This window comes from Saliterribacillus persicus (assembly GCF_003337485.1).
Lineage (GTDB): Bacteria > Bacillota > Bacilli > Bacillales > Amphibacillaceae > Saliterribacillus > Saliterribacillus persicus.
Genome location: NZ_QPJJ01000013.1, coordinates 1 through 17,716, shown reverse-complemented (window position 1 = coordinate 17,716; position 17,716 = coordinate 1). Strand labels below are relative to the sequence as shown.

Genomic DNA, 17,716 nt, shown 5'->3' with positions numbered 1-17,716 from the left:
AACGTGAAGTCCATAGAATTTTACAGGACTACAGTTTAGTAAATAAGAAAAATTAAATAATGGGTGGGAAACTGATGGATTTTAAGCTGTTAGAAGGAGAAAGAGTAATTTTAATTCCTCTTGAGATGCAACATATGGAACAATTATTTCAATATGCTAAACAACCAGAAATATGGGAGTTTTTACCTGCAAAAATTAATACAAAAGCAAATATGGAGGAATTTGTTTGTGCAGCTATTCAAGGTAGAGAACGTGGAGAAGAGTTTCCATACGTGGTCTTTGATAAGACTTTGGATAAAATCGTTGGTATGACAAGATATTTAAGAATTTCAAAACAAAATAAGAACTTAAATATTGGTTGGACTTGGTATAGCCCGGAGGTTTGGAGAACAAGAGTAAATACGGAGTGTAAATACTTATTGTTACAGTATGCTTTTGAGGACTGGAAAGCTGTTCGTGTTGAGATAATAACAACTATTGACAATAATAGATCTCAAAAAGCTATTGAACGTATTGGTGCAAAAAGAGAAGGAATTCTAAAGAAGAAATATCATGGAGAAGATTATGTTTTTCATAGCATTATAGACGATGATTGGAAAAATGTAAAAAATCGTTTGGAATCTTTCATGGAAGATATATCATGAATTTTTTTGAAAAAGCTAATGAGTGGTTAGCAGAATAAGCGGAAAATTTATAACGTAGCAGAAGCAAAATTATTACTTTACAGTGTGTTTAATAAAAAGATATGAGGGATGAAAAGTGGGAATTGATACAAATGAAGCTAATAGAAAATCGGTGAGGTAATAAGCGGATTTTTCTTTTGCTAATTTAAAACTATTATTGAGATTTGATGGGCTTAAATACGGGCAAAGAGAAAATGCTAAGATGAAACCTTTTCACTTAAGAATCGTAAATAGAGTGAAAGGAGCTTATACAAGATGAAAAAACTAGTAATATTACTTGCCTTTGTTTTTACGATTATTTTACTACCTCAGCATGTCTTTGCTGTGGACTTTTCAATTGAAAATACAGAAATCAATGCTTACTTACAGGAGAACGGTGATGTGCAAGTGATAGAGCAACACACCTATGAATTTGATGGCGATTTTAACGGAATCACTCGCACCCTTATTCCAAAGGAAAATACACAAATAATAGACTTTCAAGCATCTGAAAATAACACTTCTTTAGATATTGAACAGGAAGAGAATCTTTACAAAGCCTATCGAAGCGGTTCAGACGAGGAGGTCAAGGTTGATCTTTCTTACACCATCAAGAATGGTGTAGAGGTCTACACAGACTTGGCACAATTTTACTGGCCTTTTTTCGACACTAGTAATGAATCGACGTATCAAAATATGGATATTTACGTGTATCCGCCTCAATCACCACAAGAGGTGCTAGCCTTGGGTTATGATGAAGCATACGATACATCGAATATAGAGTCTGATGGTGTTGTTCATTTTGCCATGGGAGAAGTAAAAAGCGGAACAAACGGAGATATCCGGGTAGCTTATGAAGCTTCTCTATTTCCTTCAGCAAGTGTGTTAGAGAACAAAACAATTCGTGAGAATATACTAGCAGATCAAGCTAAATTGGAAGAGGAAGTAATAGCTTATGAGAATAGACAGGAGCTATTAAGTCAGATTTCACCTTATATTGTAAGTGGCTTTACACTATTTTTACTCGTACTTTTTTATATAGCTTGGAGAAAAAAGAAAAGTAGATTATGGGAAGTAGACCGTAGCTCTTCGCAAGCACAATTATTACCAGATCAAGAAATGAGTTTACCAGCTACCATGCTGTATATGAACCATATGTATCCCAAAAGCAACCTTCTGGCTGCATCTTTATTGGATCTAGTTAGGAAAGGGAAGGTCAATCGAGATGGCGAGACGACCTTTGTTGTCGTAGATGCCAATACAGACTACCCACATGAACGCCTACTGATTAATTGGCTGTTTTATAAAATAGGAGATAACGGTGTCTTCTCTTTAGAAAACCTTGAGGACTATACAAAGAAAAAAGAAAATTATTCCACCTACAACAGTGACTTTCAACATTGGGTGCAAGCGGTAAAAGCTGAGATAAAAGAAAACGATTTGGTTGATAAACAAATAGGCTTACGTTGGACAATAGCAGTAGCAGGTTCTCTGCTCATTCCATTTAGTATTCTTTTAGGAGTTCATTCCCTTTTTATGTGGATGTTTTTCACAATATTTCTAAGCATAACCTTGATATTATTTGCGATCATCTTTCAACCGAAAACCGTTCTAGGACTTAGAATTAAACAGCAGTGGCAGACCCTTAGCTCCAATTATGATAATATCAGTGAATCTGAGTGGAATGACTGGATGAAAGATAAACAAATGCAAGCATTTATTTACGCCATCGGTACAGGCAATAAGTCGATGCAGAAAAGAAGCGAAGATATGGGTCACAACTTCGCACCAACTCATAATAATCCGCAGACAAATGATTTTGTCATGTTTATGGTCATAGCAGGCACGCTGAACAACCATTTTGATAATGCAAGCTCATCAGTGTCAGCTGCTTCTGGCAGTAGTGGTGGTGTTCCCGGCGGCGGAGCTGGAGTTGGTGGTGGCGGAGGAGGATCAGGTGGTTTCTAAGAGGAAGGAAAGCAATAGTTATAGCACTGTTATAAAATTAGAGAGCCTAAAATATACAAGCTTACATGTGGAGCGTGTATATTTAGGCTCTTTTTTATAACTTTTTTTTATAAGTAAAGTATAAATGGTTGTTGACTAAGCCCATTTTGATATGTAACTCGGACTATAAGAATCCATTTTTTGCAATAACTCTGTAGGGTCAGAGGCAATAAGTATCATTTCTCGGTAACTTTTATTCATAAAACCCTGCTCAATTGTGTGGTCTATCAATGTGATTAAAGGGTTGAAAAAGCCATTCACATTTAATAATCCACATGGTTTTGCATGATAACCCAGCTGTGACCAAGTAAATACTTCAAACCACTCTTCTAATGTTCCCGCACCTCCAGGGAGAGCAACAAACCCATCAGCTAATTCTGCCATTTTCGCTTTGCGTTCGTGCATCGTTTCAACTATATGAAGTTCCGTTAATTGCTCATGGGCAATTTCCACATCCTTCAGCTTTTGAGGAATTACACCGACTACATTTCCTCCATAGTAGAGAGATGTATCAGCCAAAGCACCCATACATCCAACTTGAGCTCCACCATAAATCAGTGTTCTATTTCTATTCGCTAATTCTTCACCAAGCTTTTCTGCACTTTGCATATAAATACTATCAGTACCTGTACTCGATCCACAAAATACAGCAAGATTTTTTATTTCCATCGCAATCACCTTCAATCCTTTTTCAAATAGTTAACGATATCTATTTGATAGTTTATTTTTATGTTCTAGGAAAATATCTTCTAATTCGATATTATATTTGTTAGCAATGACAGCTACATTTCCCAATACATCTCCAAGTTCCTCTGTTAGATGTTTCTTACCCTCATTGAATGAAGTGACATATTCATCTGGACGATCTCGTCCAATTTCAAGGGCTCTTATAGCTCTAGCCACTTCTCCAGTCTCTTCTGATAAAAAGCCGATACGTATAAATATATCTAAATCAGCCCAACCTCTTGATTTGTAGTATTCAGCAATCCATTTTTGAAATTCTTTTGCTTCCATCTAATAGCTCACTCCCCCATAATCCTTTTCGTTGTTTTAATAGCCTGTTCTTCCTCCTTTTAGTGAAAGAAATCATCAACTTTAAAATTTCGATTAACGCATTAACATTAATTTACCATCTATTATAAAAGAAAGCACTAGTTAAAACTTCGTAATAATTTTTTAATAATCACTGCAGAAATACCTAGTTATATAGTTATTTTCCTTTAATTTCTTTATAAAAAGACTAGAATAACAGAGTATCTGATATGTAACAGTTCTGGGAAATAATGTTACGAATGATACAATTATATTACATCTTGATTAAAAGCCTTTAATTCGAGACGCTACCTATGGTAAATTAGTAAAGGATTAAAAATTGTAAAAATTAATTTACAAACAACATAGATAAAAAGACAGGGAAAAAACATATAAATTAGAAATTATTAGGGATTATGCAGGAGGACTTACGTAATGAAGCAAAGCAATCGTAGGAAAAATAACTTAGTTGGCTATCTGAAGAGAGTTACACTCGCTTCTATTCTTGGACTAGCATTAACCACGCAAGTAGCATATGCAGACGATCTTAACTTATCTACTATTTTTCATGTTTATGTCGATGGAGAGCACATCGGAGTTGTTGATGATCAGCAATTAGTGGAGAGTCACGTGGAAAATTTAATTAATCAAAAAGAAGCGGAAAAAGAAGGATATAATTACGTAGTAAATGAGAACGTTAAATATGTATCCGAGAAAGTTTTCCAACCAAATGCGAAAAACACAGAAACAATGGAATACTTAGAAGATGAGCTTACGCTTTCTGTTGATGCACAAGCAGTTATGATTGGTGATGCGAAATTAGGTTATTTTGCTAATGAAGAAGCAGCACAACAGGTGCTACAAGCATACAAGGAAAAGTTCGTTAATAAGGATATTTTAACCAAGCTTGAAAATGAAGAGGAAACAGGTCAAAAACTTCAAGTTGGCGATTCTGTGATTATAGATGTTTCTTTAACTGAAGAAGTTACATATGAAGCTGAAAAAGTTAAAGAGGATGAAATTTTATCATTAGAACAAGGCTTAAAGCTTTTGGAAGATGGTACGTTAGAGGATAAGAAATATAAAGTAAAAGAAGGCGATGTGTTAGGTTCGATTGCATCGGCATATGACTTATCAAAAGAAGAGCTGTTAAATTTGAACGAAGATTTAACAGAAGATAGTTACCTGCAAATTGGACAAGAACTTAACGTAGTACAGAAAAAACCATTTGTAGAAGTAGTTGTATTAGAAGAAAAGCTAGAAGAAGAAACAATCGAATTTGAAACAGAAACAGTAGAAGATAAAGATATGTATAAAGGTGATAAAGAAGTTACGCAAGAAGGTAAAGACGGAAAAGCAGAAGTACAGTTTAGCGTGAAGAAAGTAAATGGAAAAGTAGTTTCAGAAGGGAAAGTAGAAGAAACTATTACAGCTGAGCCTGTAAAAGAAATCGTTAAAAAAGGTACGAAGGTTGTACCATCTCAAGGTTCAGGTCAATTCCAGTGGCCAGCGGTTGGCGGATATATTTCTAGTCATGTTGGACCTCGTTGGGGATCTCAACATAACGGAATCGACATTGCAGGTGTAAGCAATCGTTCTATTTTAGCTGCAGATCATGGTGTTGTTCGTTCTGCTGGATGGCATAACGGTGGTTATGGCAATCAAATCGTTATTGATCATAACAATGGTTACCGTTCATCTTATTCACACCTAGCATCTATTTCTGTAAGTGCTGGCCAGTCCGTTGAAAGAGGACAAAAAATTGGTGTGATGGGAACAACAGGAAGATCTACAGGCATTCACTTACATTTTGAAATCTATAAAAATGGTGCCCTTCAAAACCCAGCTAATTTAGTAAGATAAGTCAACTATTGTATAAATACCCGCATAAATTATAAGTTAAACCCTTGTTACCGAAAAGTAACAGGGGTTTTTATATCTATAGGAATTGATAATAAAAGGAAATAATGCGATCGAGATAAAAGACAGAAAAAGACTTTTTAGTAAAAGTACGTTAAAATAAGTAATTAGAATGGTGTAATTTATACGCTCATTTAAAATGAACCAATACCATAGATTCCATTATTTTTAGAAAAGGACGTGACCATATGAGTCTCAAAATATTAGTCGTAGATGATGAAAAGCCAATTGCAGATATATTAAAATTTAATTTAGAAAAAGAAGGGTATGCAGTTGTTTGTGCATACGACGGGGATGAGGCAATTGATCTCGCTCAAAAGGAAGACCCAGATCTTATCCTACTTGATATTATGCTGCCAAATAAGGATGGAAATGAAGTATGCAGGGAAATTAGAAAAACGCATAGCATGCCAATTATAATGCTAACAGCAAAAGATTCCGAAATTGATAAAGTACTAGGCTTAGAGCTTGGTGCAGATGATTATGTCACCAAACCCTTTAGTAATCGCGAATTAATTGCTAGGGTGAAGGCGAACCTTCGTCGTCAGCAACAACCGGCAGATACAAAGAGAGAGACAAAGGACATTTCAATCGGATCTTTAGTGATTCATCCAGATGCTTATACGGTAACACGTGACGGCAAGCAAGTAGAGCTTACTCACCGAGAGTTTGAACTACTACATTACTTAGCACGCCACATTGGGCAAGTTATGACAAGAGAGCATTTACTTGAGACGGTATGGGGCTATGATTATTATGGTGACGTTCGTACAGTGGATGTAACGGTACGTCGTTTAAGAGAAAAAATTGAAGATAACCCAAGTAATCCACTTTGGATCGTAACAAGAAGAGGTGTCGGATATTATTTGCGAAATCCTGAACAGGAGTAATGCTGCATGAAACGAGTTAGTTTTATACAATCGATACGACTAAAAATTATAGTGATTTTAACTTTGTTCTTATTGCTTGCCATTCAAGTGATTGGTGCTTATTTTGCGCAGAAATTAGAAGAAAATTTAGAAGAGAACTTTTATAATAATGTGTCGGATCGATTGGAGGTATTAACAACCAATCTCGAGGAAGCATTTAGTGAAGAACGAGTAGAAGATGGTGAAGGTCCGACCCTGCAACAAGATGTGCAAAATATCTTAAGTCTTTACTCTAGTGATCTATTTTCTGATCTTCGGGTTATTGATACACAGTTTCGTGTAGTTGGTGCCAAAGGGCAATTAGAACGGATCGGCAAACGCGTCAGTGGGGAAAACGGGATCACCGTCGCACTAATGTACGGAGAGCCGGAAGATGAAATTATGTTAAATGAAAGTACCCGTGATCGAATGCTTGTAAGAACCGTACCTCTCATGAGCGGTGAAACCCCAATTGGTGCTGTTTCAATTCAGGCATCAATGGAAGGCGTCTATGAACAAGTTCAAAAAATTAACCGAATCTTTTTAAATGGAACAATTCTCGCTATTATTATTTCGATTATATTGGGAATGTTTATTGCTCGGACAATCACCAAGCCGATTACTGAAATGCGAAAACAAGCAATCGTGATGGCTGAAGGTGATTTCTCACAGAAGGTTAATGTATATGGCAGTGATGAAATTGGTCAATTAGCGACAACTTTTAATGATATGAATGATAAATTAAGACAAGCAAATCTCACCACAGAAGAAGAAAGAAGAAAGCTGAGCTCTGTTCTTTCGAATATGTCTGATGGCGTTATTGCTACTGATGAACATGGTCACATTGTCTTGATGAATGAGCCAGCAGTGAATCTGATCGGATTGACCTTTGAACAAGCAAAGGGAAGAACCTTAATTGAGGTCTTGCAATTAGAGGATAAAGTAGTTGATGTTAGAGAACTAGAGGAAACAGGCTCTGTCACGATTGATTTTAGTGATGATGAAGCATTCTTCTTAATAAAAGCTAACTTTTCAGTCGTACAGGATGAATTTGAACACTTTAATGGACTTATCACCGTTATCAGTGATGTAACGGAACAGGAAAAAGTGGAGCAGGAGAGACGAGAGTTTGTTTCGAACGTTTCGCATGAGCTTAGGACACCACTTACAACCATGCGCAGTTATTTAGAGGCTTTAACAGAAGGTGCATGGAAAGATGAATCGATTGCACCTCAATTCCTTGAGGTAACACAAAATGAAACAGAGCGAATGATTCGACTGGTAAATGATTTATTACAATTATCTAAAATGGATCATAAGGAAAAAGCGATGTATAAAGAACGCGTCAATATTGTACCGTTTTTCCATCATATTATTGATCGCTTTGAGATGAATAAGCTAGAAACGATTGGGATTGATCGTAAAATACCGAGAGAGAGTATTTTTATCTGGCTAGATAAAGATAAAATTACCCAGGTAGTTGATAATATTATTTCTAATGCCATCAAATACTCGCCAGAAGGCGGGAATATAACGTTTCAGGTAATCAAAGAAAAGCAACGGGTTAGAATAAGTATTTCTGACCAAGGGCTAGGAATTGAAAGAGAGAAGCTCGATAAAATATTTGATCGTTTTTACCGTGTAGATAAAGCAAGGTCAAGAGAGCTAGGTGGAACTGGTTTGGGATTAGCCATTTCTAAAGAAATTATTGATGCCCATCATGGTCATATTTGGGCTTCTAGTAAAGAAGGACAGGGAACGACGATTTTCTTTACTTTACCGTTAACCACACGGAAAAGAGGTGGAGAGAAATGAGGAAAAAGCTAGAAGTCTTCCAATCCATCCTGTTAGTTTTTCTCATCGCGTTAAGCTTACTTTTAACGCTAGCCATTTGGAACTATCAGCCCAATTACGAGATCGCTGAGGATGGAACGACAACAGAATCGAAGCTCTCAGGAGAAGAAGAAACAAAACGTGACCTTATTAAGCCTGCGCATATTATTTTTAAAGAAGAGGATCAGTATTTAGGTTTGTCAAAAAAGGAAGAAGAAGCAGAATTATATAAAAATATCCTAGATGTATCGTTGTATAATTTTGAGATTGTTGAGGAAACGGAACCGAGTTATTTTGAAGGCACACGTTCGGTTGAGCTCGTTTTTCCAACATCCATCCCAACAAACGCCCTTTATGAGATGTTTAAAATTGATGATCGCACTATTTTTGAAAGTTATTTTAATCGAATTTATATTTCGTTAGATCGTGAGAAAGCCAGACAACAGGTTGTTTTCAAAAATCAAGATGCAGATGGCACCGATCTAACTGCCACTGTCCAAAATTTTGCACAGCTGATTGACTTGATGGATGAACAACAAATATTTGAGGACTTAATTACGTATCGAAAAGTTAATTTATATAATGAAAGAGAAGTGTATATACCAGAAGAACCAAATCTAATCGGAAGAATATTTAGATATACAACAGTGAATCCTGAATCGGTAACCTTACAGACGATTCTCTTTCAAAATCCATCTGCAATCATTAGTGAGCCAAACCCTGACGGTGGACGAATTTATACAGATGGAAATCGTGAAGTAGTCGTGCAGGGTTATCAAATGGACTTCACAAATTTCACGGTGGCAAGTTCTAGTGACCAACAAACCCAAAGAAATTCTCCACAAGGACAAGGAGAGCTTGGAAATCAATTACTGAATCAAACGATCAATTATGTGAACTCCCATAATGGATGGCCGGTTGACCAGGATGTTACCTTCAGACTAGAGGAATTAAACGTCTCGACCAAACAGACAGATTATCGAATGACTTATGAAAATTATCCGGTATTTTCTGATGTTGGGTTAGATCAGATTTCTGTGAATATGCTAGAGCAAAGCGTTTATCAGTACAGTAGACCATTAATGAAACTAACGTTTTCCTATGACCGCAGACCGACTAATCTTATGAGTGCCGAGGATCTGTTAGGCTATTTAGAGGAAAGTGATAAGTATGAGCTTGATCAAATCTTAGATATTTCAGTTGGCTATCGACTCGAAGAATTGGTTGGTGAGCAATATTTTGATTTAATTCCGACCTGGAATGTAGAAACATTTACCGGGTGGGAGCAGATTGATCCAAATGCAAAACCTGAAAATCAAGGAGGGAACGCATCCAATGCAATGGAGCCAAATTAAAACATTATTCATTTTGTGTTTCCTTATCCTTGATATCTTCTTATTAAATCAATTCATTAATAATTTAGAAACCGATGTAACGTATCTTCCTGAGTTCTCCAGTGAAGAGAGCTTACGGAACAATATTAATGGACTGGAAAATATTCCAGAAGAAACGATGAGTGTCGGCATGCTTTATGCTACTAGAAAAGAAATAACAGAATCAGATGTAAATGAATTATCCGGATTTTCCAATCAGAATATTGTAGTTCTAGAAAACCATTTAATTTTATCGCAACTTCAAAATCCAGTCGAAATAGATGAAGAAGCAATGGATGATTTAGACCTAAATATCTGGAATTTTGATGAGTACGTATATTGGGGAAAAGATGAGAACACGAACTCACTGGTTTTTTTCCAAGAGATCGGTGAAACTATTCTTTATAACCAAAGTGGCGTGTTAATTATTTCCTTGAATGATCAAGGAGAGATGGTTGGTTATGTGCAAACGGTATTAGAAGAAGAAGAGGACCAGCCAGAAGAAGAAGATGTCATCAAACCAATGGAGGCAGTTTCTACGCTTTATTTAAACGGACAAATTGTTTCTGGTGATACGATCACAAACGTAGATATCGGTTACCATAACCTTGCACCACTGCCAAATGGTGGACAAGTGTTAACACCGACGTGGGATATTGAAGTAAATGATTCGGACCATTTCTTTGTGAATGCCATGGAAGGCCATTTCTCTTCACGGGATTTAAATACTTTTGTGACGGAAATGGGTACCTTTATCGAAGAATTAACCGAAACAGTTACAAGTATGAATTATGTGCAAGAAACTGAGGAAGAGACAGAAGAAATTGAGGACGAGCAGCTCCTTGAATTTATCCAGAATTGGTTAGAAATTATGCAGACAACAGATGGAGTGAAAGAAAATGACATTACGCTTTAGTGTATTAGCATCAGGCAGTACGGGGAATGCTTTTTATATAGGAACAGACAAGGAAAATATTTTAGTCGATGCAGGACTAAGTGGAAAAGAGTTAAACCGTTTGTTAGAAGAAGCGGAGATCGATCCCAAAAAACTTTCTAAAATCCTTGTCACACATGAGCACAGTGATCATATTAAAGGCTTAGGCATATTCGCTAGGAAACATAACCTGCCGATCTATGCCAATGCCAACACGTGGAAGGCCATGGAGCATTCGATTGGCAAGATTAGCTTGGATCAAAAATTCGAATTTAAAATGGAAGAAACAAAAACCTTTGAAGATATTGATGTATCTTCTTTTGGTGTATCCCATGATGCCATTGAACCGATGTTTTATACCTTTCATCATGAAGGAAAAAAAGTAGCAATTCTGACAGATACAGGATATGTCTCAGATAGAATTAAGAAGACAGTAGAAGACGCAGACGCACTTATTATGGAGTCGAACCATGATGTGGAGATGCTTAGAATGGGAAGATACCCATGGAGTGTCAAGCGTCGTATATTGGGCGATTCCGGTCACGTATCCAATGATGATTGTGCAATTGCCTTAAAAGATATTATTGGAAATAAAACAAAACGTATTTATTTAGCTCATTTAAGCAAAGATAATAATATGAAAGAACTGGCACGCATGTCTGTAGAGAATGGGTTAAAGGATTATGGTTTTGATATCGGACGAGACCTATCGATTCATGATACAGATCCAAAAAATCCAACACCGCTATATGAAGTCGTGTAACAGGCTTTTCAACTGAGTCTAAAAGGAGCGGAAGCGATGGGGTATTACGACGCAAATTATCCAAAGAAGCGGTCTAATAAAAAAGGGAAGATATTCCTTCCTGTCTTGATTGGAGTTTTGTTAGGAGCATTCTTATTTGCTTTTTTATTACCGACTTTCGTTAAGTACGACCTTCTGCCGTATGAGGTTATTGTGGGAGAGAAAGAAGGCTCACAGGACCGTATATCTAGTGATTCCGCAATAATTGAAAAAAGCGGAGAAAACCTGCAAAATATCGAGGTTGATATTTCTACTACCATCACTGATATTGTTGCGGATGTCTCACCTGCAGTTGTGGGTGTAGTGAATTTACAATCCCAGAGCAGTCTTTTTGAGCAAACAGAATCTGGTGAACAGGGAACTGGTTCAGGTGTCATCTATAAGGTGGATGGAGATCGGGCCTTTGTTGTCACGAATCATCACGTTATTCAAAGTGCAGATGAAGTAGAAATAACATTTGCAGATGAATCTAGGGTAAATGCAGAGATAAGAGGAAGCGACTTATTCACAGATCTTGCTGTACTTGAACTCGACGCAAGCTATGTTGATAAGGTAATTGAGCTTGGGAGCTCGGAAAATGTAAATGTTGGAGAGCCAGCGCTTGCGATTGGGAATCCTTTAGGTTTACATTTATCTGGTTCTGTTACGCAAGGTATTATTAGTGGAAAGCGACGAGCGATACCGCAGGACTTTGATTTAGATGGAAGAGCAGATTGGCAAGCAGAGGTCATTCAGACAGACGCGGCAATTAATCCAGGTAATAGTGGTGGTGCGTTAATTAACATGAATGGTCTGTTAATTGGAATAAACTCCATGAAGATTGCTCAATCCTCTGTAGAAGGAATCGGATTTGCTATTCCAATTGATGATGCGATTCCGATTATTGAACAACTAGAGCAAGAAGGCCAGGTAGAGCGTCCGTATCTCGGTGTAGAAGCCTATTCGCTAAATGATATTGCCCAAGCAGAATGGGAACGAAGTCTTAACCTTCCAGCGGAAGTAGAGGCAGGCATCTATATTAGAAGTATTGAACCGAGGTCGCCAGCAGACAGCGCTGGTTTAGAAGCATATGACGTAATAACTGCATTAGATGGGCAAGCGATTCAAGATATTATCGATTTAAGAAAGCATTTATACCAAAATAAAGAAGTAGGAAGCAACATGGATATAACGTTTTACCGTGATGGTGAAAAGAAAAGTGTATCCATCGAATTATCCTCTTTAGAATACTAAAAAAGAAGAGAAACTCCATTTAATCAACAGTTGTGATTAAATGGAGTTTTTTGTGGATAATAGGGTAGATAAAAGAGAAAGGAACTAACTTTATTATCCACACCCTGTGTACAACATTGAGGATAAGTCACTGTATATAGTAGGGAACATAAATTCTTATACGAAATAAGCCAATCGTTTTGTGAGTATGTGGATAACTTTGGGGATAACTAGTACGGATAGTGGAAAACTTGTGTATAAGCGTTAAGTTTAGCGGGCTGTGTATAAAGCTGTGGATAAGATTGTGGAGCAATGCAAATCATGCATAGATTTATTGCTTTATTTTTAAAAAAATAGTATCTTAAGTTATGGATAAACATGTGATGAATAAAGGAGAGAGAAGCATATGTACACGGAACCAATTTTTCTATTACCTTACTTTCAGGAAAGAATTTGGGGTGGACAAAAGCTACACGATGAGTTTCAATATACAATCCCTTATGAAAAGACCGGAGAAGCATGGGTGATTTCAGCACATCCGAATGGTCCAAGTAAAATTTCAAATGGTCCATTAGAAGGCAAAACTTTGAAGGATGCTTGGGAAAATAATGGAGAACTTTTTAATAAAGAAGCGGATAATACCGAGGCATTTCCGTTATTAGTGAAAATATTAGATGCGAATGATGATTTATCTGTCCAGGTGCATCCAGATGATACATATGCACGTGAAGTGGAAGATGAACCATACGGAAAAACAGAATGCTGGTATGTTTTAAGTGCAGAGCCAGGTGCTGAGATTATTTTCGGGCATCATGCAACAACGCGAGAAGAGCTGACAAAGATGATTGATGAAGGAAATTGGGATCAATTTCTGCGCCGCGTTCCAGTGAGTGCAGGAGATTTTGTCTATGTGCCAAGCGGTACGATTCATGCCATTGGAAAAGGTATTGTAATCCTAGAAACACAGCAAAGCTCAGATATCACCTATCGCGTCTACGATTATGATCGCAAGGATAAAGACGGAAATGGCCGTCAGCTTCACTTAGAACCATCTAAAGAAGTAACGAGTGTTCCACATGAAACACCAACTCTTTCACAGGAGACAACGGTAGAAGAAGGGCTAACAAGTAGAAGATTAGTCCAAGAAAAATACTTTACCGTGTATCACTGGGAGTTAGAAGGATCTGTTACAAAGAGATTAGATGTAGACTTTTTACAAGTAAGTGTGATTGAAGGGGAAGCGGAGATTAACGTGGGTAACAAAGCCTTTTCCATCAAAAAAGGGGATCACTTTATCCTACCAGCTACCATCACCGGCTATAAAGTAGAAGGTAACGCATCCTTTATTGTGTCGCATACGTAAATAATAGAAGCCTTAGCAGAAGGAATTTTGCTAGGGCTTTTTTAGATTTTATTTGTAGGTTTGTGGAAAGTATTTAATATAATTACATTTTCTGGTAAAATTTACTTATAATATAACTCGAAACTTTTCACTGAACTTTAAATTTTAAAGTTGGAGGTGTTTTCATTGGTTGCATTATTATCAGTGATTGCGGATATATGTGGTTCCATTGCACTTGCGATGATGGGCAAAAATAAAAAAGAGAAAGATGAAAGTAATTCGCCTAAATAAAGTAACTAAAGCTGCAAGAATATGTATTTTTTTGATCTTTCTAATTTTAGCATATAAATCAAACGCTCAGATGTTAAAAAAAGGCGATCCCAAAAAATTTTCTATTCGGGATCGCTTTTTTGATTTATTTAGGAAACTTTAAATTTTGAGATAACGCCTTGTAAATCTTCAGCTAATTGTGAAAGCGATTCTGCTGAGGAAGATATTTCCTCCATTGTAGCTAGTTGCTCTTGCGTTGCAGCAGAACTTTCTTGGTTAGCTTCTACACTACTTACTGCAATTTCTTTAACGTTTTCTAATTCATTTGTAATAGATACAGAAATTTCTTCGATATCTTGTAATGATCCTGTTACATCTATTACTTTGTCGGAAACATTACTCATTGCTTTTTGGATATTGGTAAAAGCACCACTTGCGGCATTCGTTGACGCTATGCCTTCAGTAACTTGAACATTACCCTCATCAATAGAGATAACAACTTTTTGAGTTTCTGATTGCATATCTCTAACCATATTTCCAATTTGATCTGCAGATTTTTTAGATTCTTCGGCTAATATTCTAACTTCATTTGCCACTACGGCAAAGCCTTTTCCATGGTCGCCTGCTCTCGCAGCTTCTATTGCAGCATTTAAAGCAAGTAAGTTAGTCTGTTCAGAAATGTCAGTAATTAAGTTTAAAATATTACCAATTTCGTTAGAATGATCATTTAAAGAACGAATAGTAATATTCATCTTATCAAAAGAAGATTTAATATCGTGGATCTTCCCTACAACTTCTTCAATTGACTTTATCCCATTATCTACTTGATCATTTGTGCTAATAGTGGCGCTTTCCATCTCTTTACTATTATCAGAAATTTTATTCATACTCTCTACCATTTCTTGTAATGAAGAAGATACGCTATTAATTTTCTTTAATTGATCTTCTGCCCCTTCATAATTACTTTGAACAAGAGAAGCTAATTGTTCATTGGCTTCCGTACTTTGTTCTGCACTGGCAGTTAGTTGTTCTGATGAGGCAGCAACTTGCATGGTAGATTCATGCGTTTTAGAAATAGTTCCTGATAAATCTTCTATCATTTTATTTAAGGAAGATGCTAATATTCCCACTTCATCTTTTGATTTAATCCTTAACTTATCTAGTGTTAGGTCACCATTTGCTATTTTATTTAATGCAGTAGAAACGGATCTTATAGGTTTTGAAATTGTTCTAATTAAAATAATAGTAATAGCAACAGTAATTAAAATGATTACTGTAGTAATGGATAGCATAGTTATAAGGCTTTGTGTTGTTACATTATTTACTCGTACCCATGCATCGTTCGTTAACTTCTGAGTATCTTCTGCGATAAGTGCATGCGTTTCCCGATAAGAATCAAAGTATTCTTTCCCATCACCAATGTTTTCTCTCGCTTGCTCTATATTTCCTGATTGTACTAAAGCAACTTCAGAATCAAAAAATGATTGAATATCTTCAATTTTAGGTACAGCTTCATCTATTAATGATGCCATAATAGGGTGTCCATCGAGATGCGTATTTATTATTTCTAAGTTTTGACTCACTTCTTCCTTACCTTCATAAAAGGGTTCAAGGAAGCTTTCGTCTCCAGTAACTAAATAACCTCTTACCCCAGTTTCTTGATTAACTAAAGCTGTTAGAATATTATTAGCAGCATTAGATAAAGGTATAGCATCATCAACAATGTTGGCAGTTTCTCCTTTTGCATTTTCTAAACTATACCAGCTTACCGTGATAATTCCTAGGATGAATAGGATTATAATACTAAAACTTACAACTATTTTTTTACCAATTGTCATTTTTTTCTCCTCTTTCTAATTATGTGCAATATAATAATAGTATAATATAACTATTAATAATATAATTCTTTTACACTACAAAAGCAAGAATTTTTTACAAAAAGGCATATTTAAAATATAAACCTTGTGTATTTATGTGACTTTAGGTAATCACTTTTTATGGAAAAAATACCAAAGAAGCGTTGTGAAGGAGTTTTTTGGATGAAATATAATTTTTATCTCCTTTTTACTTTATGGGTATAAAGACTCGATGTTAAATATGGAAAATTTGAGGATGGATGTAGTTTCGTTGTACTTGCGATGAAGGAAAAAAAGAATGATTAAACTATATCAGGTACATAATGGAGTTTTATATTTGGTACACAGTTTTCGAAATGAGATTAGCTCTAAAATGATGAGCGCGAAAAAATGTTCCCCATCATATAGAATAGATGCTATGAAGACTCAACTGAATGTATCTCCGCTAACAATAAATAAGTTATTTCCTGCTCGCAAGTATCTCTTAGAAACCTATGTTTATCAAAAGAATGTAAAGGGTAAAAACAAATATAACCCAATTCCAAGAGAAAGGATGAGCACTATGTCTAGAAAAACACAGTATCAACCTATAGGAGGAAAAGGGAATGAACCATCAGCGGCTCAGGAAGTCATTTATGCAAAAGAATTTAAACGAGCAGATATTGCTGGTGGATATAGAAAACCTAACGTAAATGAAGCTAAAAGGGAAAATCCTAACTTACAACGATAGGTCAGAGTAAATTAGTTTTTAAATTGACCTTTAAAAGTTAGAAGTATTATATCCAGTAGATAATTGGCTGGCGTGAATCCGATATTGAAGCGGAGTCATGCCAGTCAATTTTTTCTTTCTCTGTTTGTTCTCAAATTTACTATTTTCGATCTTAAAAGGAGTATAATTGCTCACCAGGATATATCTCCTGTTCCATTAGATAAGAATGTCTTGCTTAGGTAATTATTTAAATACTATTAACTTAATTATATGAAATACTAGCGTTATATTAATTAATGATAAATAAATAATCGTGATGTAAAATGTATGTATAAGTTACTAATACTTGGAGTGATTACATGTTTAAAAATCTATTTAAGAAGAAAAAAGATCTAGACGAATTATCCACTTCTAATATTGATGAAGTGAACGAAATTGAAATTGAAGAAGATCTAGTTGCGGATTTAAAAGGTGAAGCAGAGAATTTGAGTGCTGAAGATATAAACCAACACGAAAAGCATTTCTCAGATGAAAAGCTTTGGACTAAGGTTCAAAAATATTCTAAAAAAGCTGGAACATCTGTAGTTTACGCCGTTTTATTACTCTATTACACGCTCCAAAAGCCAGATGTACCCTTAAAAATTAAAGCAACCATTGCTGGGGCTTTAGGTTACTTTATTTTGCCATTAGACGTTATACCCGACTTTGCAGTTGGTGTAGGATATGTTGATGACTTAAGTGTTTTAATATTCGCTTTAATTTGTATTTCGCAAGTGAAAAGTGAGCCATTTCGCAATTTAATTTTGAGCCACTTCTTCAGCACTTGTTTTTATCCATTCTTCAGTTTCTTTCATTC

The 17,716-nt window shown here is 36.0% G+C and carries 16 protein-coding genes; 12 read left to right on the top strand and 4 right to left on the bottom strand.

Annotated elements, in window-relative coordinates; genetic code table 11:
* Positions 1 to 74: 74 nt before the first annotated feature.
* Entirely contained in the window at positions 75 to 644 is a 570-nt protein-coding gene (locus DFR57_RS14205; protein WP_114353880.1) for a GNAT family N-acetyltransferase, read from the top strand.
* 294 nt (positions 645 to 938) lie between these two features.
* On the top strand, positions 939 to 2,630 hold the full coding sequence (locus DFR57_RS14200; protein WP_114353879.1) for a DUF2207 domain-containing protein: 1,692 nt from the start codon (positions 939 to 941) through the stop codon (positions 2,628 to 2,630).
* 135 nt (positions 2,631 to 2,765) lie between these two features.
* Here DFR57_RS14200 and DFR57_RS14195 read toward each other — a convergent pair whose 3' ends face one another.
* Complete coding sequence (locus tag DFR57_RS14195; RefSeq protein ID WP_114353878.1) at positions 2,766 to 3,338, bottom strand: LOG family protein; 573 nt, start codon at positions 3,336 to 3,338, stop codon at positions 2,766 to 2,768.
* A gap of 30 nt (positions 3,339 to 3,368) precedes the next feature.
* The gene (locus DFR57_RS14190; RefSeq protein ID WP_114353877.1) at positions 3,369 to 3,683 is read right to left on the bottom strand and encodes a MazG nucleotide pyrophosphohydrolase domain-containing protein; all 315 of its coding nucleotides are present in this window, start codon (positions 3,681 to 3,683) and stop codon (positions 3,369 to 3,371) included.
* A 453-nt stretch (positions 3,684 to 4,136) separates the two neighbouring features.
* On the opposite strand from DFR57_RS14190, the gene DFR57_RS14185 reads away from it, so the two are divergent.
* The 8 genes from DFR57_RS14185 to manA all read left to right on the top strand — a co-directional run bounded on the left by DFR57_RS14185 (position 4,137) and on the right by manA (position 14,046).
* Positions 4,137 to 5,564 (top strand): M23 family metallopeptidase, encoded by a 1,428-nt coding sequence (locus DFR57_RS14185; RefSeq protein ID WP_114353876.1) that lies wholly within the window; start codon positions 4,137 to 4,139, stop codon positions 5,562 to 5,564.
* A 245-nt stretch (positions 5,565 to 5,809) separates the two neighbouring features.
* Positions 5,810 to 6,511, top strand: a complete 702-nt coding sequence (gene yycF, locus DFR57_RS14180) for a response regulator YycF (protein WP_114353875.1) — start codon at positions 5,810 to 5,812, stop codon at positions 6,509 to 6,511.
* A gap of 6 nt (positions 6,512 to 6,517) precedes the next feature.
* Positions 6,518 to 8,344, top strand: coding sequence for a cell wall metabolism sensor histidine kinase WalK (gene walK, locus DFR57_RS14175; RefSeq protein WP_114353874.1), 1,827 nt, complete (start codon positions 6,518 to 6,520; stop codon positions 8,342 to 8,344).
* Complete coding sequence (locus tag DFR57_RS14170) at positions 8,341 to 9,717, top strand: YycH family regulatory protein (RefSeq protein ID WP_114353873.1); 1,377 nt, start codon at positions 8,341 to 8,343, stop codon at positions 9,715 to 9,717. The genes walK and DFR57_RS14170 overlap by 4 nt, the downstream gene beginning before the upstream one ends.
* On the top strand, positions 9,698 to 10,651 hold the full coding sequence (locus DFR57_RS14165) for a two-component system regulatory protein YycI (protein WP_170132991.1): 954 nt from the start codon (positions 9,698 to 9,700) through the stop codon (positions 10,649 to 10,651). The genes DFR57_RS14170 and DFR57_RS14165 overlap by 20 nt, the downstream gene beginning before the upstream one ends.
* Positions 10,635 to 11,432 (top strand): MBL fold metallo-hydrolase, encoded by a 798-nt coding sequence (locus DFR57_RS14160; RefSeq protein WP_114353871.1) that lies wholly within the window; start codon positions 10,635 to 10,637, stop codon positions 11,430 to 11,432. Before DFR57_RS14165 ends, DFR57_RS14160 begins: the two co-directional genes overlap by 17 nt.
* Before the next feature lie 36 nt (positions 11,433 to 11,468).
* Entirely contained in the window at positions 11,469 to 12,704 is a 1,236-nt protein-coding gene (locus DFR57_RS14155) for a S1C family serine protease (protein WP_114353870.1), read from the top strand.
* Positions 12,705 to 13,089: 385 nt separating this feature from the next.
* Positions 13,090 to 14,046: a mannose-6-phosphate isomerase, class I gene (gene manA / locus DFR57_RS14150; protein WP_114353869.1), complete on the top strand. Its 957-nt coding sequence runs from the start codon at positions 13,090 to 13,092 to the stop codon at positions 14,044 to 14,046.
* Between the two features lie 398 nt (positions 14,047 to 14,444).
* On the opposite strand, the gene DFR57_RS14145 is transcribed toward manA, so the two are convergent.
* The gene (locus DFR57_RS14145; protein ID WP_114353868.1) at positions 14,445 to 16,133 is read right to left on the bottom strand and encodes a methyl-accepting chemotaxis protein; all 1,689 of its coding nucleotides are present in this window, start codon (positions 16,131 to 16,133) and stop codon (positions 14,445 to 14,447) included.
* 316 nt (positions 16,134 to 16,449) lie between these two features.
* Between DFR57_RS14145 and DFR57_RS18490 the strand changes: the two genes are divergently transcribed.
* On the top strand, positions 16,450 to 16,881 hold the full coding sequence (locus DFR57_RS18490; protein WP_245937482.1) for a YfhE family protein: 432 nt from the start codon (positions 16,450 to 16,452) through the stop codon (positions 16,879 to 16,881).
* A gap of 30 nt (positions 16,882 to 16,911) precedes the next feature.
* Here DFR57_RS18490 and DFR57_RS18295 read toward each other — a convergent pair whose 3' ends face one another.
* Entirely contained in the window at positions 16,912 to 17,055 is a 144-nt protein-coding gene (locus DFR57_RS18295; protein WP_170132990.1) for a hypothetical protein, read from the bottom strand.
* A gap of 164 nt (positions 17,056 to 17,219) precedes the next feature.
* On the opposite strand from DFR57_RS18295, the gene DFR57_RS14135 reads away from it, so the two are divergent.
* Positions 17,220 to 17,716 (top strand): YkvA family protein (locus DFR57_RS14135; RefSeq protein WP_147269787.1); only part of this gene is annotated, 497 nt, incomplete at its 3' end.

Coding starts and splice junctions, on each gene's coding strand:
- DFR57_RS14205 (WP_114353880.1), top strand. CDS start 75: ATGGATTTTAAGCTGTTAGAAGGAGAAAGAGTAATTTTAATTCCTCTT.
- DFR57_RS14200 (WP_114353879.1), top strand. CDS start 939: ATGAAAAAACTAGTAATATTACTTGCCTTTGTTTTTACGATTATTTTA.
- DFR57_RS14195 (WP_114353878.1), bottom strand. CDS start 3,338: ATGGAAATAAAAAATCTTGCTGTATTTTGTGGATCGAGTACAGGTACT.
- DFR57_RS14190 (WP_114353877.1), bottom strand. CDS start 3,683: ATGGAAGCAAAAGAATTTCAAAAATGGATTGCTGAATACTACAAATCA.
- DFR57_RS14185 (WP_114353876.1), top strand. CDS start 4,137: ATGAAGCAAAGCAATCGTAGGAAAAATAACTTAGTTGGCTATCTGAAG.
- yycF (WP_114353875.1), top strand. CDS start 5,810: ATGAGTCTCAAAATATTAGTCGTAGATGATGAAAAGCCAATTGCAGAT.
- walK (WP_114353874.1), top strand. CDS start 6,518: ATGAAACGAGTTAGTTTTATACAATCGATACGACTAAAAATTATAGTG.
- DFR57_RS14170 (WP_114353873.1), top strand. CDS start 8,341: ATGAGGAAAAAGCTAGAAGTCTTCCAATCCATCCTGTTAGTTTTTCTC.
- DFR57_RS14165 (WP_170132991.1), top strand. CDS start 9,698: ATGCAATGGAGCCAAATTAAAACATTATTCATTTTGTGTTTCCTTATC.
- DFR57_RS14160 (WP_114353871.1), top strand. CDS start 10,635: ATGACATTACGCTTTAGTGTATTAGCATCAGGCAGTACGGGGAATGCT.
- DFR57_RS14155 (WP_114353870.1), top strand. CDS start 11,469: ATGGGGTATTACGACGCAAATTATCCAAAGAAGCGGTCTAATAAAAAA.
- manA (WP_114353869.1), top strand. CDS start 13,090: ATGTACACGGAACCAATTTTTCTATTACCTTACTTTCAGGAAAGAATT.
- DFR57_RS14145 (WP_114353868.1), bottom strand. CDS start 16,133: ATGACAATTGGTAAAAAAATAGTTGTAAGTTTTAGTATTATAATCCTA.
- DFR57_RS18490 (WP_245937482.1), top strand. CDS start 16,450: ATGATTAAACTATATCAGGTACATAATGGAGTTTTATATTTGGTACAC.